The organism is Bacillus sp. N5-665 (assembly GCF_022637375.2).
Lineage (GTDB): Bacteria > Bacillota > Bacilli > Bacillales > Bacillaceae_G > Bacillus_A > Bacillus_A wiedmannii.
This window is the reverse complement of sequence record NZ_CP093325.1, coordinates 742,270-760,132: the sequence shown is the minus strand read 5'-3', so window position 1 is coordinate 760,132 and position 17,863 is coordinate 742,270. Positions and strand designations below refer to the sequence as shown.

Annotated in this window: 20 protein-coding genes; 7 read left to right on the top strand and 13 right to left on the bottom strand. The window is 37.0% G+C overall.

The window, feature by feature from the left end; genetic code table 11:
* Positions 1–36 precede the first annotated feature (36 nt).
* A complete protein-coding gene (locus tag MNO09_RS06295) occupies positions 37–348 on the top strand; it encodes a PepSY domain-containing protein (protein ID WP_000118541.1) in 312 nt (103 codons plus the stop codon).
* Between the two features lie 142 nt (positions 349–490).
* On the opposite strand, the gene MNO09_RS06290 is transcribed toward MNO09_RS06295, so the two are convergent.
* Complete coding sequence (locus tag MNO09_RS06290) at positions 491–1,345, bottom strand: YtnP family quorum-quenching lactonase (protein ID WP_000436842.1); 855 nt, start codon at positions 1,343–1,345, stop codon at positions 491–493.
* A gap of 69 nt (positions 1,346–1,414) precedes the next feature.
* Positions 1,415–2,068, bottom strand: a complete 654-nt coding sequence (trmB, locus tag MNO09_RS06285; RefSeq protein WP_001239384.1) for a tRNA (guanosine(46)-N7)-methyltransferase TrmB — start codon at positions 2,066–2,068, stop codon at positions 1,415–1,417.
* Between the two features lie 228 nt (positions 2,069–2,296).
* Between trmB and MNO09_RS06280 the strand changes: the two genes are divergently transcribed.
* Positions 2,297–2,575 (top strand): YtzH-like family protein, encoded by a 279-nt coding sequence (locus tag MNO09_RS06280; RefSeq protein WP_001122237.1) that lies wholly within the window; start codon positions 2,297–2,299, stop codon positions 2,573–2,575.
* A gap of 3 nt (positions 2,576–2,578) precedes the next feature.
* Here the strand turns inward: MNO09_RS06280 and MNO09_RS06275 are convergent, their stop codons facing one another.
* The 4 genes from MNO09_RS06275 to pepV all read right to left on the bottom strand — a co-directional run bounded on the left by MNO09_RS06275 (position 2,579) and on the right by pepV (position 7,939).
* Entirely contained in the window at positions 2,579–3,376 is a 798-nt protein-coding gene (locus MNO09_RS06275) for a phosphotransferase family protein (protein ID WP_002096266.1), read from the bottom strand.
* Positions 3,377–3,603: 227 nt separating this feature from the next.
* Complete coding sequence (gene pulA / locus MNO09_RS06270; RefSeq protein WP_000921765.1) at positions 3,604–5,745, bottom strand: type I pullulanase; 2,142 nt, start codon at positions 5,743–5,745, stop codon at positions 3,604–3,606.
* Between the two features lie 138 nt (positions 5,746–5,883).
* Positions 5,884–6,429: an RNA 2',3'-cyclic phosphodiesterase gene (gene thpR, locus MNO09_RS06265; RefSeq protein ID WP_000418979.1), complete on the bottom strand. Its 546-nt coding sequence runs from the start codon at positions 6,427–6,429 to the stop codon at positions 5,884–5,886.
* 103 nt (positions 6,430–6,532) lie between these two features.
* Positions 6,533–7,939 (bottom strand): dipeptidase PepV, encoded by a 1,407-nt coding sequence (gene pepV / locus MNO09_RS06260; RefSeq protein WP_001274256.1) that lies wholly within the window; start codon positions 7,937–7,939, stop codon positions 6,533–6,535.
* A 357-nt stretch (positions 7,940–8,296) separates the two neighbouring features.
* Between pepV and MNO09_RS06255 the strand changes: the two genes are divergently transcribed.
* On the top strand, positions 8,297–8,518 hold the full coding sequence (locus MNO09_RS06255) for a DeoR family transcriptional regulator (protein WP_000805512.1): 222 nt from the start codon (positions 8,297–8,299) through the stop codon (positions 8,516–8,518).
* Between the two features lie 81 nt (positions 8,519–8,599).
* On the opposite strand, the gene MNO09_RS06250 is transcribed toward MNO09_RS06255, so the two are convergent.
* A complete protein-coding gene (locus tag MNO09_RS06250; protein ID WP_001234941.1) occupies positions 8,600–9,328 on the bottom strand; it encodes a pseudouridine synthase in 729 nt (242 codons plus the stop codon).
* 41 nt (positions 9,329–9,369) lie between these two features.
* Positions 9,370–11,022: a putative polysaccharide biosynthesis protein gene (locus tag MNO09_RS06245; RefSeq protein WP_001284032.1), complete on the bottom strand. Its 1,653-nt coding sequence runs from the start codon at positions 11,020–11,022 to the stop codon at positions 9,370–9,372.
* Positions 11,023–11,467: 445 nt separating this feature from the next.
* Between MNO09_RS06245 and MNO09_RS06240 the strand changes: the two genes are divergently transcribed.
* Together MNO09_RS06240 and MNO09_RS06235 are read left to right on the top strand one after the other, a co-directional pair.
* Complete coding sequence (locus tag MNO09_RS06240) at positions 11,468–12,739, top strand: BaiN/RdsA family NAD(P)/FAD-dependent oxidoreductase (RefSeq protein ID WP_000558876.1); 1,272 nt, start codon at positions 11,468–11,470, stop codon at positions 12,737–12,739.
* A gap of 174 nt (positions 12,740–12,913) precedes the next feature.
* Positions 12,914–14,353, top strand: a complete 1,440-nt coding sequence (locus MNO09_RS06235) for an MDR family MFS transporter (RefSeq protein WP_001228002.1) — start codon at positions 12,914–12,916, stop codon at positions 14,351–14,353.
* A gap of 32 nt (positions 14,354–14,385) precedes the next feature.
* Here the strand turns inward: MNO09_RS06235 and MNO09_RS06230 are convergent, their stop codons facing one another.
* Together MNO09_RS06230 and MNO09_RS06225 are read right to left on the bottom strand one after the other, a co-directional pair.
* Entirely contained in the window at positions 14,386–14,709 is a 324-nt protein-coding gene (locus MNO09_RS06230) for an ArsR/SmtB family transcription factor (protein ID WP_000098837.1), read from the bottom strand.
* The gene (locus MNO09_RS06225) at positions 14,710–15,141 is read right to left on the bottom strand and encodes an SRPBCC family protein (RefSeq protein WP_000437776.1); all 432 of its coding nucleotides are present in this window, start codon (positions 15,139–15,141) and stop codon (positions 14,710–14,712) included.
* A 424-nt stretch (positions 15,142–15,565) separates the two neighbouring features.
* On the opposite strand from MNO09_RS06225, the gene MNO09_RS06220 reads away from it, so the two are divergent.
* Complete coding sequence (locus tag MNO09_RS06220) at positions 15,566–15,793, top strand: DUF3973 domain-containing protein (protein ID WP_000498994.1); 228 nt, start codon at positions 15,566–15,568, stop codon at positions 15,791–15,793.
* A 34-nt stretch (positions 15,794–15,827) separates the two neighbouring features.
* Here the strand turns inward: MNO09_RS06220 and MNO09_RS06215 are convergent, their stop codons facing one another.
* Both MNO09_RS06215 and MNO09_RS06210 read right to left on the bottom strand, forming a co-directional pair.
* A complete protein-coding gene (locus MNO09_RS06215; RefSeq protein WP_000621751.1) occupies positions 15,828–16,010 on the bottom strand; it encodes a sporulation protein Cse60 in 183 nt (60 codons plus the stop codon).
* A 1-nt stretch (position 16,011) separates the two neighbouring features.
* Positions 16,012–16,248: a DUF2553 family protein gene (locus MNO09_RS06210; protein WP_000533808.1), complete on the bottom strand. Its 237-nt coding sequence runs from the start codon at positions 16,246–16,248 to the stop codon at positions 16,012–16,014.
* Between the two features lie 256 nt (positions 16,249–16,504).
* Here MNO09_RS06210 and MNO09_RS06205 point away from each other — a divergent pair, with 256 nt between their 5' ends.
* The gene (locus MNO09_RS06205) at positions 16,505–16,999 is read left to right on the top strand and encodes a CarD family transcriptional regulator (RefSeq protein WP_000451449.1); all 495 of its coding nucleotides are present in this window, start codon (positions 16,505–16,507) and stop codon (positions 16,997–16,999) included.
* Between the two features lie 73 nt (positions 17,000–17,072).
* Here MNO09_RS06205 and MNO09_RS06200 read toward each other — a convergent pair whose 3' ends face one another.
* Positions 17,073–17,858, bottom strand: a complete 786-nt coding sequence (locus tag MNO09_RS06200; RefSeq protein ID WP_000286669.1) for a glucose 1-dehydrogenase — start codon at positions 17,856–17,858, stop codon at positions 17,073–17,075.
* Positions 17,859–17,863 lie beyond the last annotated feature (5 nt).

Below are 17,863 nucleotides of genomic sequence, written 5' to 3'. Positions count from 1 at the left end.
TACACTATTTTTATTTTATAGAATTGAGGTGAATATATGAGCTGGAAAGGTTTAGTAGCAGGTCTTGGCGTTGGGTTCGCAGCTGGTTATCTTGTTGCAAACAAAGTACAAGAACAATCCCATATTTCTTCAGAAAAAGCATTGAAAATGGTGAAACAAGCATTAAGTCATAAAGGTGAAATTACTGGCTCTTGGGTACATATGGTTCCAGAGACATTTGAAAAATATGATGTCGCATACGAAGTTTATCGTGGCGGTCTTACAACAATGTTAGATGATATACAAGAACGATTTGAATTTTTAGTTGATGCTAAAACAGGTACTGTTTTAGAGGTTATAGCAGCATAAAAAGGAGGGTTCCCATTAGGTGAACCTCTTATTTTTTAATTGCGGATATTGATTAAATTTATATCAGCGATTTTTCGAATATATCGACTTACCAACAAAAGCCAACAACGGAAAAGGAGGCTGCTGGAACAACCTCCTCTTTTTATGCTTCTATACTCGTTTTCCGCTCTATCTTTTCTACAATATGTCCTTCCTCATTCCATTTTACTGCACGGTAATATGCGTCATGATAAAACGTAAACCAAGCATCGTTTTCAGCGCCGTACTTCATCCACTTTTGCTTATTTTCAATCGACGTCATCGGATAATCGTCGTAGGCCATCACCCATAGTACATTTTGATGTGCGTGCGTCGGCAATAGGTCTGCTAAATGAAGCATCGTTTCACCTTTGCTTTCTAAAGCAATAACTGCATGTCCATCACTATGACCACCTGTATGCGCCATTTTTATTTCATCCGTAATTTCTATTTCTTGCTGGAATGTAACAACTTGATCTACAATCGGCTCCCAATTTTCCTTCCAATATGTATTGCGCGACCTGATATTTGGGTTCCTCATTTCATTCCATTCTGTTTCGCTTACGTAAACTTTCGCATTCGGAAACGATGGTACAAGGTGATCACCTTCCCATTTCGTTAAACCAGATGCATGATCAAAATGCAGGTGTGTCATTAAGACGTACTGAATATCTTCAGGTTTTAAATCTAGTTTTTCTAATGATTTATAAACCGCTGACTCTTCTGTTACACCTTGATTTCGCTTCATCTTCTCATTCAATTTACCGTTTCCTATTCCGGAATCAATGAGCATATTACCGTCTTTCGTTTGCAAAAGTAACGGATCTGTTCGTAAATAAATATGATTTGTATCATTATGTTTATATTTACGTGACCAAAGTACTTTCGGTACAACACCAAACATTGCTCCTCCATCTAAATGTGTGTTCCCGCCTTTTAGCCACGTCACTTTTATATCTCCAATTTGTAACTGTTCCATTTTTCATCCCCCTTTCCTTTCAATATTAACATAAAATTCCGATTATTTTAGTTACAAAAAACCTATGCATTACTGCATAGGCTCTGTGCGATATTTTGCTTCAACTCGGTAAATACGATGACCTTTACTTGAGAATTTCTCTTCGTATTCTGTCATAATGTTTCCTTCATAATCACTATTATGAAGATCTAGGCTCAGGTAAGTTAATAACATACCATACTCAGCCATACTCATTAGAGAGTATTCAAATAAACCTTGATTATCTGTTTTGAAATGAATTTCTCCGCCTTCTACTAACACTTCTTCATAATTGCGTAAAAATGTTTTATATGTTAAACGACGCTTCGTATGACGATTCTTCGGCCATGGATCTGAGAAGTTTAAATAAACGCGGTCAATCTCACCTTTTGCAAAGAAAACTGTTAAATCTTCAGCATCTTTATTAATTAACTTTAAGTTCGGTACTTCTTCTTCAATTAATTTATCAAGTGCATCTACAACAACACTTGTGAATTTTTCAATTCCAATATAATTAATATGTGGGTTTGCTTTTGCCATATCATACATAAAGCGGCCACGACCTGTACCTACTTCAATATGAATTGGTTGTTCATTTCCAAATACTTCTTTCCAGTTACCAGCGCGCTCCTCTGGGTTTCCGATTACGATATGTGAATACTCATTAATTCGATCCATTGCATATGGTTTATGTCTTAAACGCATAGATGTTTCCCTCTCTTTACATAGCTATTTTAAAGGAATAATTCCTTATCTCTGTTTTAATCAATCTCCCAAACAAAAAACCAAGTACGTACGAGCACTCGGTCCGTTTCTTTCAAGTATAAGATGTACCATTTTGATAAAAACTACATACAGCATTAAACATTCCATGACGAAACAGCTTTTTCTCGTACATTTGAAGAGAAAAACAATCGAAAGGATGATCCGTTCATGCCAATTAATCAACAACATCAATTAGAAGTGCTGAAAGATATTTTAGTCAATCATCAAAGTGATTGTTGCGGGACAGTTTCTGAATGCGAGCAATTAGAGCGTCTCATTCAATCGTTACTCGCAAACGATAGTATAAGTAGTGACGCTAAAACAATGCTAAACGATGTATATTCTTATAGTCAATCGGGTAAATCTTCCTCTAATTTGGACAACCACATTTCCAATAATCAAGAACAACTTACTCAGTGGATTGCTGGAATGGACAATTTTTCTTAAGTATTACTCTGAAGCAAGTAGTTGCTGTAAATATTGATGCCAATATTCAGCTTCTGCTTGCTGTTTTTTTGTTGTGTGCCATTGCATAGACAAAATCGTTTGTGCTATTACATACCATCTCATACGCCTAAGCAGCGATTCATCCATTTCAATATCATAATATTCGAGCCACTCGCTCCATTCATGGCGCGGAATGTACCAATATAATAACATACCGAGGTCTAGAGCTGGGTCAGCAATTACGGCTCCATCCCAATCAATTAAAAACAACTCATCTTCATCCGACAATAGCCAGTTGTTATGGTTCACATCACAATGGCATACAACGAATTCATTGTATTCAATATCTTTTAATGAATCCATTAAATATTGAAGGCCTTGCTGAATTGTTTCATCATCCCTTATATCTCCTCTTAAAACAAGTTGCAGTTGTTGTAATAACTCTTGTGCGTGAAGCGGCTGCTTCCCAAGTCTTTGAATCATCTGTACAAGTGCTTTAGAGGAGTGTATTTTCTTCAAAAGTTTCGCAACACGTTCTAGTTTCATATCCTCTGGCTCTAGCTTCTGTCCCGGAAGCCATTTTTGAGCAGAAATTACATCACCGTTCGTTACCCTTCTTGTCCAAAGTAATTTTGGAACAATTCCTTCTGCTGACAATACCGCTAAAAAGGGCGATGTATTCCGCTTTAAAAATAACTTCTGTTGTCCGTTTTGCGCAATATACGCATCGCCCGTTACTCCACCAGCCGGTACAAGACTCCACTCTTTTCCTAATAATTGTTCCAACCATTCCATATTCATTACCCGTTAACAAATCCTTATCTTTTATAGTTATGAAAAGAAAAACCGCAACATTTCTACACATGTTGTGGATTCATATATTTTACTGTAAATGAAAAGAAAACTTGGCATAAGCCAAAAACTCTCTATTTTATTTTACAAAACCAGTCATAGAATGACAACTTATCAAAATCGTCACCTTTGTCAATTCTACATTTATTACATTCTCATCGTCAAGTAGCGATTTGTCACATTATCGTCAATATATACGTGCTAATCGGAGCGAGCCTAAGTTCCTTTCCTCTAAATGAAGAAATTGGCTCTATTTTCGCTTGCTTTTCGTTTACTAACACATGCCACGTTTCTTCTTTCGGAAGTTGCACTGTTTTAGCTTCTAAACCACTATTAAATAAAACTATAATCTCTTTCCACGGTCCAAATGATTCTGCATGCTCTAGGTGATATGCAAGTACTTCTGGAGATGTTTGCAAAAAAGTCATGTGTTTTTTTATAAGGTCTGCGTTTTGTAATCGGAATGCCCTGTGCTCTTTGCGAATCGCAATTAAACCTTTTATATAGTTAACGGTCTCTATCTCTTCCTCTTTTTGATCCCAATCTAATTGATTAATTTCATCATTTGCATTATAACTATTTTCATTTCCTTGCTTCGTACGATAAAACTCTTGCCCAGCATGTAAAAAAGGAATGCCTTGCGAAAGAATCACCATTGCGCTCGCTAGAAGGTGACGTTTTTTCAAAATCTCTTCTGGCTCTTCATTACTCCGCATTAGTTTATCCCACATCGTCATATTGTCATGACATTCTACATAGTTAATGCTTTGCACAGGCTCTAGAAACAGACCTGTTTCTTTCATACTCAAAAGACTTCCCGATGCTATATACTGCAAATGATTACAGTCTACATGCCCACCAAATGCAAAACCACGCTTATTTATATGAAAGGTACTCCCTTTTATCCCATCACGAAATTGATCATTAAATTGCGCAATATGCGGCATTTTCTTTGCATTATTTAACGTTGCTTTTTCTTCGGCAGGAAGTGGTGTTTGTAGCTCCCACCCTTCTCCTAATAACAATGCATCTCGCTTTATGTTTCGCACTTCTTTTTCTATTATATTCATTGTATCAACATCTAAAATTCCCATTAAGTCGAATCGGAATCCATCAACATTGTATTCAGTAAGCCAATATAAAATAGACTCTACAATAAATTTCCTCATCATTTTCCGTTCAGATGCTATATCATTTCCGACTCCCGTCCCATTAGAAGGCATACCATCTTCACCATGACGAAAATAATATCCTGGGACAAGCTTTTCAAATGATGATAGCTCTCTTTCATACACATGATTATATACAACATCTATAATTACCCTAATGCCGTGCTCATGAAATGTTTCAATCAGTTGCTTACACTCTACTATCCTGTTATACGGGTCAGAAGGGTTTGTAGCATAATATCCCGTTGGCGCATTGTAATATAATGGATTGTAACCCCAATTATATGCAGAGGAAGGATTCGCCTCATCTACACCACCGAAACAATATAAAGGCAATAATTCAACATGTGTAACACCCAAATCTTTTATATAGGACAAGCCTGTTAACGTCCCATTTCTCCCTGTTGTTCCTTCTTCCATTAACCCCTTATATGTTCCTTTTTTACTCACTCCGCTGCCCTGATGAATAGTAGCATCACGAATATGCAGTTCATACAATATGACATCTGTCATTGCCTGTAATGGTGGTAATTGCTCTCGTTTCGTTACATTTGTCTTTTCCAAATCGATAACAACGCCGTACTTCCCATTTACAGTCACTGACTTTGCGTAAGGATCCACCGCTTCATTCCATATTAAATTAATACAAACAAGAAATGTATACTTTGCTCCGGCTAAATCGCCTTGTAATGTATGAGTCCAAACCCCATTTTCTCCTCTATGCATTTCATTATCGGTATATTCTTTATCACTTTTATAAATCCTTACTTTCGCAAGCCTCGCAGTTGGAGCCCATACTTTAAATGTCGTTGCTTCTTTTTGATACACGGCTCCTAAATCTGTACCTTCGTAATAATACTTTTCATCGAAAATCGCTGTTCTTATGACAGCACCTATTTGTAAATCTGTTTCTTCATTCCGTTCATCTCGTACTGTATAATACTTCCCCACATCTAGCGGCTCTTCTATAAAGCACTCATACTTCGTTGCATCCGGAAGCGCAATTGTATGAGAAATCGGTAAATCTTTCACGTTACTTCCTTCTTGCAAACGAAATGTCCGGCTTGTTCCATACGCATGTGGGAGCAAAATTGTAATTTTATTCATTTCATCTAAATAGGCATCAAATGGACGTTTTACTTTCAACATAAAAAAATCACCATCATTCTTAAAGTTAAAATGAAACGAGCTGCAAATGATAAGGCTTTTCTTATCAGCAAAGCTCTATACAGTAACACATTATTCTCTATAGTATATTCACCTGTATAAAAAACGTTTTCATACATTCTATTTTTGTAATTTTATTTCAGCAATCGCTTTATACTTTGGTGTCTCCTTCACGTGAGATTCGTATAAAGTAATTGTATCTGCTTGAAATGATATTTCAGGCACTTCCTTTATATGTTCTAAATCAAACTTCTCTTCTCCTACCCATTTACGAGCAACAGTAATATGCGGATGATACGGGCGCATTTCTAAAGAAAATCCATTTTCTTCACACATAGCGTGCACTTGCTTTTGTAACTGGAACAAATCGTGATTCTCACTTACCTTCGACCAAAAAATACGCGGCCTATCTTCCATACCGAACGTTGAAAATCCTTGTAATGTGAACGATAGTTCTTTCGTTTCTGTAAGTGTTTGTAATCCATTCTGTATTCCTTCTAATTGTTCCTTTGTCGCACTACCTAAAAATGAAAGGGTAATATGGTAGTCTTCTTTATGTACCCATGAACGAAATGGTAATTCCTCCTGCATTTCCTTTTTATAGTTAGACAGCACTTCTTTTATATGATTCGGTAACGTAATCGCGATAAAATAATGCAGCTCCATTTACATCTTCTCCTTCTTTCTATTGTTGCTTTTCTTTCTTATCTCATTCAGGTAAAAAGAAGCCGCTCTCCAAAATAGAGAGCGGTCATTATTTATATATCCATTACTTCGCTAATTCATGAATTGCTTGCGCGTAAATTGCTGTTGCTTTTAATAAGTCTTCAATTTCAATGTACTCGTCTTTTTGATGCGCAAGTTCTTCTTTTCCAGGGAACAACGGACCAAACGCAACGCCAGCTTTCAATGAACGAGCGTAAGTACCGCCGCCGATTGCTAATAGCTCTGCTTTTTCACCTGTTTGTTCTTCATATACGCGTTGCAACGTACGAATTAACACGTGGTCTTTATCAACGTGATGCGGGCGAGAGTTCGAATAGTCTGCTACCGCAAATCCATGAGTACCAACATACCCTTTTAACTTCGTGATCATTTCTTCAAAGTTAGTCGTAACTGGATAACGTACATTTAATCCTAAATTACCACCATTCTCTTTCGTATAAGAAAGGCGACCAACATTCACTGTTAACGGACCGCTAATATCGTCTTTATAAGAAATACCAGCTTTCTCTCCTAAAATATCTCCTGTAAATGTTTCTGTTACAAACGATGCAAACGAAGCCCCTTTTCCATCAAGAGCAACTGTAGTTAAGAAGTTTGCCAGTAATAAACCTGCATTCTCACCCTTCTCTGGAGTAGATCCGTGAGCTGAAATCCCTTTAATTTGCAACGTCACCGTATTACCTTCTACAATTGCTTCACCTATTTTTTTAGCAGTTTGTAAATACTCTTCATATGCTACTGTAAGTGCATTTACATCTTCTCCTGTAATAATCGCTTCTGCAAAATCAGGAACCATATTTAAACGGCGACCTGATTCAAATGAAACAAGTTCATATGTACCTTTCTTCTTTTCACTACCACTTTGCACAACTTGTATATCAGAAATTCCTTTTTCTGCATTAATAATTGGAAAATCTGCGTCTGGCGCAAAACCGATTGTTGGCATTTCTTCGTTTTTAAAGTAGTAATCTACACATTTCCAATTGCTTTCCTCATCTGTTCCTAAAATCATGCGAACGCGTTTTGAAAGAGGTAAACCTAATTCTTTCACAATTTTCATCGCATAATAAGCTGCCATCGTTGGGCCTTTATCGTCAATTGCACCACGTGCAAAAATCTTTCCATCGCGAATATCTGCACTATATGCCGGAGTCGTCCAGCCATCTCCTTCTGGTACAACATCAACGTGACAAAGAATACCTACTAACTCTTCTCCTTGTCCCATTTCAAGATGACCTGCATACCCTTCTAAATTTCTAGAAGCAAAACCTTCAGTTTCTCCTTTATGTAACATGAAAGATAAAGCTTTTTCTACACCTTCACCGAATGGTGCGCCCTCTTTCGCTGATTCTTCTTCCCATACACTTTTAATTTGTAAAAATTGTTGTGTATCACGAATTAAATCATCTTTTCGTTTCGCAACTTCTTCTGTCCAATTAATTGCTGACATCACGCATCCATCCTTCACTATATTGTTTCTTTCATCATAACAAACCGAAATCTCTTATGCCACATACGAAAACCAAATACCGAACAATTGTAATTTTTCAGATATTTCTTATTAATTTTTCTTTTATTTTTCTAAAAAAATTTGCAGGAATTTGGCGTTTTACGTAGAATTTTATGTGTTAGTTGACTGACCATATATAAAATGTCAACTACCAATATTTTTCTATATGAATATTTGTTAAACTTTTGTAAAATTTAAGTAGATTAAAGCATGAATTTTATCATGTAGAGTACAATGGTAGTAACGACCTTCTTTCCTGAATGGGGTCAAAAAAACTAGTAGAGGAGTGGTTTTCTCTTGAAACCTACAACTACTCGTATGCTAACACGCATTAAATCAATTTATATGTACATCAATGAAAACGGAACGGTAACGACGAAAGACCTTGTAGATGAGTTCGGGATCACACCGCGAACGATACAACGTGATCTAAATGTGTTGCAGTTTAATGAACTCGTGTATAGCCCTTGCCGCGGTAAGTGGACAACAACAGGAAAGAAAGTGAGAATGACCTCATAATGAAAAAATAATTGTATGTAAATAAATACATACCCCTTTCTAACTCATTAGAAAGGGGTCTTTTCTGCGCCAAAAACAGCACTATTTCTCAGTATCTACTTGATATGTTTTTAACATTTCTACTTCTTCATCTGATAGCTCTCGGTATTGTCCAAGTTCTAGCTCTTCATCTAATACTAATGGTCCCATCTCTGTTCTCTTTAGGTAGACTACTTTTTTCCCTACCGCTTCAAACATACGCTTCACTTGATGGAACTTTCCTTCTGTAATTACAAGCTCGATTTCAGAAATCGCATCACTTTTTAATATTGTAAGTGCACCTGGCTTTGTTTCATAGCCATCATCTAAAATAACACCTTTAGCAAACTCTTTTACATCCTCTTCTGTTACTACTCCTGCAACGTGTGCATAATATTTTTTCGGCACATGCTTTTTCGGAGATAACAACTGATGTGATAACTTCCCGTCATTTGTTATCAATAAGAAACCTTCCGTATCAATATCAAGTCGTCCAACTGGGAACGGATCAAAGATTGCATCTTCTAACTCTAATAAATCTATTACCGTTTCATGATTATCATCTTCTGTCGCTGAAATAACGCCTTGTGGTTTATGCAACATTAAATAAACAAACTCTTTATATTCCACAACTTCTCCGTGAATCATAACTTCTTGCTCTTCTACATTTACATGAACCTTCGCATCTTTCACTGGCGTTCCATCAATTTTCACAACGCCGTCTTTCAATAATTTCTTTACTTCTTTTCTACTTCCATATCCCATATTCGCTAATAATTTATCTAATCTCACGTTTTTCACCTTCTTTGTTTATCATAGAAAAGGGGACGTAATTACGCCCCTTTTGATTTCAACTTTATTTTGAATCTATTGCCAAGTTTACGTTGGATTTTCTCTAATGCTTCTCCGCCAAATACTCTTTCAAGTACTCCTGTGCGAATTGCTAACAATCCGTACACAAGACCACCAATACCTGCACAAACCACAACTGTAATAAGAGCACCCATTCGGCCATCAGGCGAAATCATGAAGGACAGAATCCATTGTGATAACTTTACAGCAATGACCATTATAAGTGTTAATATTGCAATTTGGAATGTTCTCTTATATACAACACCAAATGAATAGTGTACATGTTTTTTGATTTGTCTATTCGTATACCATACGGAAGCTAAGAAGCCGACTGCAGTAGCTAAAATCGCTCCAACTGTACCGAAATAACGGATAAAGATTACGTTACATACGAATTTCAAAATAACACCCATAATAAGCGCGACAATCGCATGTTTTTGTTGATTGATTCCTTGCAGAATTGCTGCTGTTACTGTAAATAAAGCGAATAACAATGCAACTGGTGCATACCACATTAATACTTGTCCACCTAATGGATCTGAGTCATAGAACGCAGTATAAATTGGATATGCAAGTGTTGAAATACCGACAACTGCTGGCAATGTTAAGAACATATTTGCCTGGAATGTTTGTGTAATTTGTAACTTTAAATAGCGGTATTGTTTTTCAGTAAATGATTTTGTAATCGCTGGTACAAGCGTTAAACTAAACGCTGTTGCAAGCGATACAGGAATCATAATTAATTTATGCGTCCACATTGTGAAAATACCAAGCGCTCGTTCTGCGATATCACCTTGGCCAATCGCCTGCATAATTGAGTTAAATGTCAATGTATCAATTTGTTGATATAAAGGAATTGTTAACCCAATTACAACGTAAGGAATCGCATATGCAAATAATTCTTTAAATAATTGAACGGTACTCACTGTCGATTCTGGTACAGTTTGTTCAATTAAATATTGATCCAAATGTTTTTTACGTTTTAACCAGTACCAAATGAGTACACCGAGTGCTCCAACTGCTGAAACGAACGCAGCAAATGTCGCTACCCCAACTGCTGTTGCAACTGTACCGCCAAGTACTTTAATAACGATAAAACTACCAGCTAATAAAAAGACGATACGAATAATTTGTTCAATAATTTGCGAAACAGTAGTCGGTCCCATCGATTGGTGACCTTGGAAATAACCACGAATTAAACTCGCTGCTGGTACAACAATAAGTGCAAAACTTACAAGACGAATAATCGTCGTAACTTCTTCTACATTACTGTGTATACTTTGTTTACCAAGCATTGCTTCTGCAAACAGTGGCGCTGTCATGTATAGAACTAGGAACGAAAGAACTCCTGTTACTATCATCATAACCATTCCCGAGCGGAACATTCTCCGGCTCGTTTTATAATCGCCAAGCGCATTATATTTGGAAACAAATTTGGAAACAGCAAGCGGCACCCCTGCCGTTGCAATACTTAAAAAGATCGTATATGGAATGTATCCATATGTATAGAGCGTTCCGCCTTCTGTACCTACTAATGCATGAAACGGAAAGACGTAAATCATGCCTAAGAACTTTACTAAAAATGTCCCTAACGTAACAATAAGCGTTCCGCGCAGAAATTTCGAATCGGACATACAAAAATCCTCCTACATCTACATAAAGTGAAACTTTAATCAGTGTGGGTGTTCTTCCCCACTGATTATTAGTTGAACCAATCGGGCCTTTACGGGCAGTTACTCTCCCACCTACGTCTTTGTCCTAAGCAAACTTTAAGGTGGGAGTCTTACTGCCCGTTAATGCGGGGTAAAGTGAAACTATAATTTGCAGGGAAGGTGTTCACTCCCTACTCTTTATTAGTTGAACTATTCGAGCATTTACGGGCTACCAAATTTCCTTTTTATTTCTCTTACATCTTAAGGTTTTAGTCTTCTTGCCCACAAATAGCAGGATAGTGCTGAACTCTAACTTTTGTATTGTACCACAATTCTATCCTTAAGCAGTACTTCACTCTATTTTTCTTTTAAGGGAAAACATGCTATTCTTTTAGGCAGGAAATGTAGAAAATGAGGTCGATATATTATGCATTATGATGTTATTGTCATCGGCGGCGGGCCTTCTGGGCTAATGGCTGCAATCGGTGCTGCAGAAGAAGGCGCAAGTGTCTTACTTCTTGATAAAGGAAATAAACTAGGGCGTAAACTTGCGATTTCTGGCGGTGGTCGTTGTAACGTAACGAACCGTCTACCACTTGATGAGATCGTTAAACATATACCAGGAAATGGCCGCTTCTTATACAGCGCTTTTTCTATTTTCAATAATGAAGATATTATTACATTCTTCGAAAAGCTTGGCGTACAACTAAAAGAAGAAGATCATGGTCGCATGTTCCCTGTATCAAATAAAGCACAATCAGTAGTAGACGCACTTTTAACACGATTAAAAGACTTAGGTGTAAAAATCCGTACAAATACACCTGTTGAAACGATTGAATATGAGAACGGTCAAACGAAAGCAGTCGTACTGCAAACTGGTGAAGTGTTAGAAACGAATCACGTCGTTATCGCTGTTGGTGGAAAATCTGTTCCTCAAACTGGTTCTACTGGAGATGGATATGCTTGGGCTGAAAAGGCTGGACATACTATTACAGAATTATTCCCAACAGAAGTACCAATCCTTTCAAACGAACCATTTATTCGTGACCGCTCCTTACAAGGTCTTGCTTTACGCGATGTAAACTTAAGCGTATTAAACCCGAAAGGAAAAGCTATCATTTCTCACAAAATGGACATGCTCTTCACTCATTTCGGCCTATCTGGTCCTGCCGCTCTTCGTTGTAGCCAATTCGTCGTGAAAGCACTGAAAAAGTTTAAAACGAATACGATTCAAATGAGTATCGATGCATTGCCAGAAGAAAATAGTGAACAACTATTCCAGCGCATGCTGAAACAAATGAAAGAAGATCCGAAAAAAGGAATTAAAAATGTATTAAAAGGTTATGTTCCTGAACGTTACTTCCTATTCTTATTAGAAAAGAATGAAATTGATGGCAGCGAACAAGCTGGACAAGTTTCTCACGAGAAGATTCGTGCACTTGTGAAAGACTTTAAAGAATTTACTGTAAATGTAAATGGTACGCAGTCAATTGAAAAAGCATTCGTTACTGGCGGCGGTGTATCCGTGAAAGAAATTAACCCGAAAGAAATGTCTTCTAAATTCACGAACGGCGTATATTTCTGCGGAGAAGTTCTTGATATTCACGGTTATACTGGCGGCTATAACATTACATCTGCTCTCGTTACTGGTCGAATTGCCGGGACAACAGCTGGAGAAAACGCGAAAATGCAATATTAAAAAAGAAACAGGGCTTTCTGTTTCTTTTTTTATATGTACATGAAATTATATCGGCGATTCCACGACAAATATCCCCTCCTCCTAACTTCCCATTGCTTTTTTGTTGCTTTATATACCTTAGTACCTTTATATTTTATATTGTTGAATATTTGAAAAAGGGTAAGGGGAAAAAATATGAGAAAAAAAGTCATGATGTCTTTAATGCTAATGACGTTTCTTTCTGCGGTAGAAGGAACGATTGTTAGTACAGCGATCCCTCGTATAACGAGTGATTTGTCAGGCGTCGAACTTGTTAGTTGGGTATATGCAATTTATATGCTTGCAACAGCTGTTTCGACTCCAATATACGGAAAGTTAGCTGATCTATTCGGCCGTAAAAAAGTTTTACTCATCGGAGCTACAATCTTCTTAATCGGTTCTGCGCTTTGCGGAGTCGTTACATCAATGGAACAATTAATCTTCTTCCGTGCTCTTCAAGGTATAGGTGCTGGTGCTGTTATGCCGATCACAATGACGATTATTGGAGACTTATATAGCGAAGCGAGAGACCGCGCGAAAGCACAAGGTTGGATGAGTGCCGTTTGGGGTGTATCGGGTGTTATCGGACCGTTAGTAGGTGGATTTTTAGTCGATTCCCTATCTTGGCGTTATATTTTCTTCTTAAACGTTCCATTCGGAATTATCGCTTGCTTAATGATTGCAATTTACTACAAAGAATCTATTAAGCCCGCTAAACACCATATCGACTATCTTGGTGCAACAGTCTTCTCATTAAGTACGATCGCTCTACTATATGCATTATTAACAGGTAGCAGTAAGCAAAACTGGGGAGACATAACAATTATCGGCCTATTAATCTTCGCCGTCGTTTCATTCATTATTTTCTTATTTATCGAGAAAAAATCTCCGGAACCATTAATTCCGCTAGCACTTTTCTCTAACCGTACATTATCTACGATAAACATATTAACGCTCATTGCTGGCGCAATGATCATTAGTATTACAATGTACCTTCCAATTTGGAGCCAAGGTGTATTAGGAAAAAATGCAACTGAAGCTGGACTTATTTTAATGCCAATCCCTGTTATGTGGACATTTGGCGCTATTTTCTCTGGTAATTTAGTAGGAAAATTAAAAACGAAACAAATCATTTTACTTGGAGCTAGCATTTTATCAGTGGCTACGTTCTTATTATTTACATTATCAACAAATTCACCATCGTTCCTTATTTATGTAGCAGTCGGATTATTCGGCTTAGGAATGGGGCTTGTGACACCAATTTATATGGTAACAATTCAAGCAGCCGTACCAGCTCATACACGCGGAACAGCCGTTGGTTTAAACACATTTATTAATACATTTAGCCAAACGTTAGGTGCTGCAATCTTTGGCACAATCTTTAATACGATGATTCATGCACGCGGTATTCAAAACCTTGATCTTGTATCTGGTGGCGGACACGAAGGAACTACAGCAAACGTAGTAACCGAATCGCAAGAGGCATTAGCATCAAGTGTACACGTCATTTATATGAGTACTTTCGTATTAGCAGTATTTACACTAATTATCGCTTGGATTTTATTGAAACCAGCTACACAAACAAGTGAGCAATAATAAAGAGGATGACCATCTCGGTCATCCTCTTTTTACTCTTCATTCTCCACAATATGTTTCAGCATAGATAATTTATTATCCCAAAAACGTTCATAATATGAGAGCCACTGTTGTAATTCCTCTAATGGTTCTGGATGCAAACGATATATCTTCTCTCTTCCGCTTTTTCTTCCGCTTACTAAATTCGCTTCCGAAAGAATATGAAGGTGCTTTACAACCGCAGTACGACTCATGGGAAAATGATCCGTTATTTTGGAAATCGGTAACTCTTTATCACTTAATAACCGTATTACTTCTCGGCGGGTTGGATCAGCAATTGCTTGAAATACATCATATTTCGCTGCCGATGAGGACACTTAGCCTTCAACAACCTTTTTCAGTTTTTCATTTACAATCGCTACCCATCCCCCGCTCATTCTATCGCGAATAATAGAGCTCTTCGCATTCGCTTTCGGAAGAATTTCATCAGGATGTTTCCAGCCGCCGTGAATTAACGTAAATTCTGTTTTATTATCTCCTAGGTCTTTCAGATTAAATGAAACGACCCAGCCATCTGTATCCCATGAGAAAGATAGATGGTTTGGTTCATCAATTTCTAACACTTTACATGGTGATGGTCCAAATGGTGATTGCACATGAAATTCATGTCCTACCTCTAATACAAAATCATTTGGCATAAACCATGACGCAATCCCTTCTGCAGTTGATACTACATTCCATACTTTTTGAATAGACGCGTTAAAAACGATTGTTTGTTTAATATCAGTTAATGTATTTTGTTGTTCCATTTTCATTCTCCTTTATTCGGCATTAAAATATAACACCTTTTGGTTACATTCAGATGATATAACACCTTTTGGTTTCATGTCAACGCTAATTCTTTTTTACTGTTGAGAAATTCTCAACATTTTTTCAACAGGACAAACACCCTCTGAGCATTTCCTCATAATATACTCACAAAGGCAACAAAAAATAAAAACTTCTCTCAATATGAAACTCCATCATTCATCTTGAAAGAAATGCCTTACGTGTATCTTGCGTATTTCGTCTCTCCTCCTTCCCTCAGGGACACTACGCGAGATATGAAAAATCAGAAGGAATATGTCCACCATTTGAGTAGGTAGTTATTTCTCTTCTCCTCAACATTTCCTTAGGAGCGAAATGACTACCCCCTCACTTTTTTCAAACAAAAATAAAAAGGGGATGAAAGCTATGTTCTATTGCATTAATTGCTCTGACATTCACCATGAAAAACATCCGAATGATAAAGTATTCAAAAACGGTTTTTATATCGATCCATTTTTAGGTGATCGTTATCACCTTGGTATGTGTACAGATGCCCAAAACCATGAAACAGGGGCGCCTCTTTTAGCGACAAAGAAATTAGGCACAACTCAATCTATTATGAACGTATTACCGACACATGTTGTCCCAACATAAAACATAAAAAAGAGCTGGCTCACCCAGCTCTTTTTTATGCTTTATAAACAATCATTGCTGAAAAACAATAAATTTGGTTTTCGTCATCGTTAATAGAAACACCGACTTGGTACTTAATATCTACAAAGTTACTATCATCAATCTTTTTCAAGAAAACATTTACAGCGTCTTCTAAGTCTTTTTCGTGACTTTCATCAAACACTTTCACACGAATCATGTTAACACCATCCTAGATCGCAGCCCTCCGCCGCTTGATTATTGCCACGGTGCGTATCTATGATGCGATAAAATTTTCCGTCTTCATATATATATCCGTCTTCTAACACATATTGTTTACCTTCAGTATAGACATAAAACTTACCTATCATAAATTTACTCGTATATAATTCCAAATAATCCGGTCTAAATTTAGCTACAACTTTATTTGTAATATCAATTCTTATTGTGCGCCCCACCTTCTCTCCCTCCTCTACAAAGAACGGATTTAGGTATATTGTATTAGCGATTTTACATTTTATGCTTAAAAATAAGTGGATATGCCTTCTTTCTTCGCCTGTACTATTTTTCAAAAAGATCATTAATAAATAAGAGCAAAAAAATATATAAAAAAAAAAGAGTTTTTACTTATTGACTATAATATCAACATTATGGTATTATATAAAATTTGACATTTTTACTCATATGTGCTATCATTAAAAGTGGTTACCACATATGGAGGTGGATGATTTGTTTCAAATTGGCGATAAAATCGTTTATCCAATGAACGGCGCAGGAGTCATCGAAGCCATTGAAGAGAAAGAAATATTAGGAACAACACGTCAATATTGTGTGATACGTATTATTAGTAAAGACATGCAAATAATGCTTCCTATGGATCAATTACAAAAATCAGGTATTCGTTATATCGTAGATAAAGGTACGTTAGATGGTATACTTCTTGAATTTCAAAACGGGGAATCAGACACATCACTTTCCTGGAAACAAAGATATACAATGAATATGGAAAAAATGAAAAACGGCAATCTGCAAGATAGCGCAGAAGTTGTTCGCGATTTACTTCGCCGTAATAAAGAGAGAGCATTAAATGCGAGCGAAAAACAAATGCTAGATAATGCACGCAAAATGATGATTAGCGAAGTTGCACTTGTACAAAATGTTTCTGAACATCAAGCAACAGAATTTCTTCAAGATACAATTAATCATTAAATTTAAAATAGCCGACCGCTATTTTTTTTTGCAGAAAAAAGGACAAAGAGATAAAACTCTTTGTCCTTTTTTATTATCCTCGCCCTGCTTGAAACGACGGGTATAAAGTCATTCCACCATCTGCAAATAACGTAATTCCAGTTACGTAACTCGCTTCTGAGGAAGCAAGCCAAGTTGCGACTGCTGCAATTTCTTCCGGTTTTCCAATGTAGCCCATCGGTATCATACTTTCTACGTCAGCACGTTTTTTAGGATCAGCAAACTTTTCGGCATTAATTGGCGTATTTATTGCACCTGGACCAATATTATTTACTCGAATACCTTTTGGTGCATATTCTAACGCTAACGTTTCTGTCATTAGTTTAATACCGCCCTTACTCGCCGCATAGTGCACAAATAGTGGCCACGGAATTTTCTCATGAACACTCGACATATTAATGACAGAACCTTTAATATCATGTTCTACAAAATATTTAATCGCTTCACGGCTTCCTAAAAAAGCTCCTGTTAAATTTGTATTGATTACTTTATTCCAATCCTCTAACGGCATTTCATGCGACGGGACCGCGTTTTCTATCCCTGCATTATTAATCATAACGTCAAGCGTACCAAACTCTTTCACAGCAGATTGAATGAGGTTCACGACATCAGATTCAACTGTCACATCCCCTTTTACAGCAATCGCTTCTCCACCTACTTTTTTAATTTCTTCTAATACATCATGCGCTTCTGACTCTCGTGAGCGATAGTTAATCACTACTTTTGCTTTTTCCTTAGCAAACCGTACTCCCATCGCTCTTCCAAGACCAGTTGCTGATCCTGTAATAACGACAACTTTTCCTGCTAAATCACTATACATTTCAA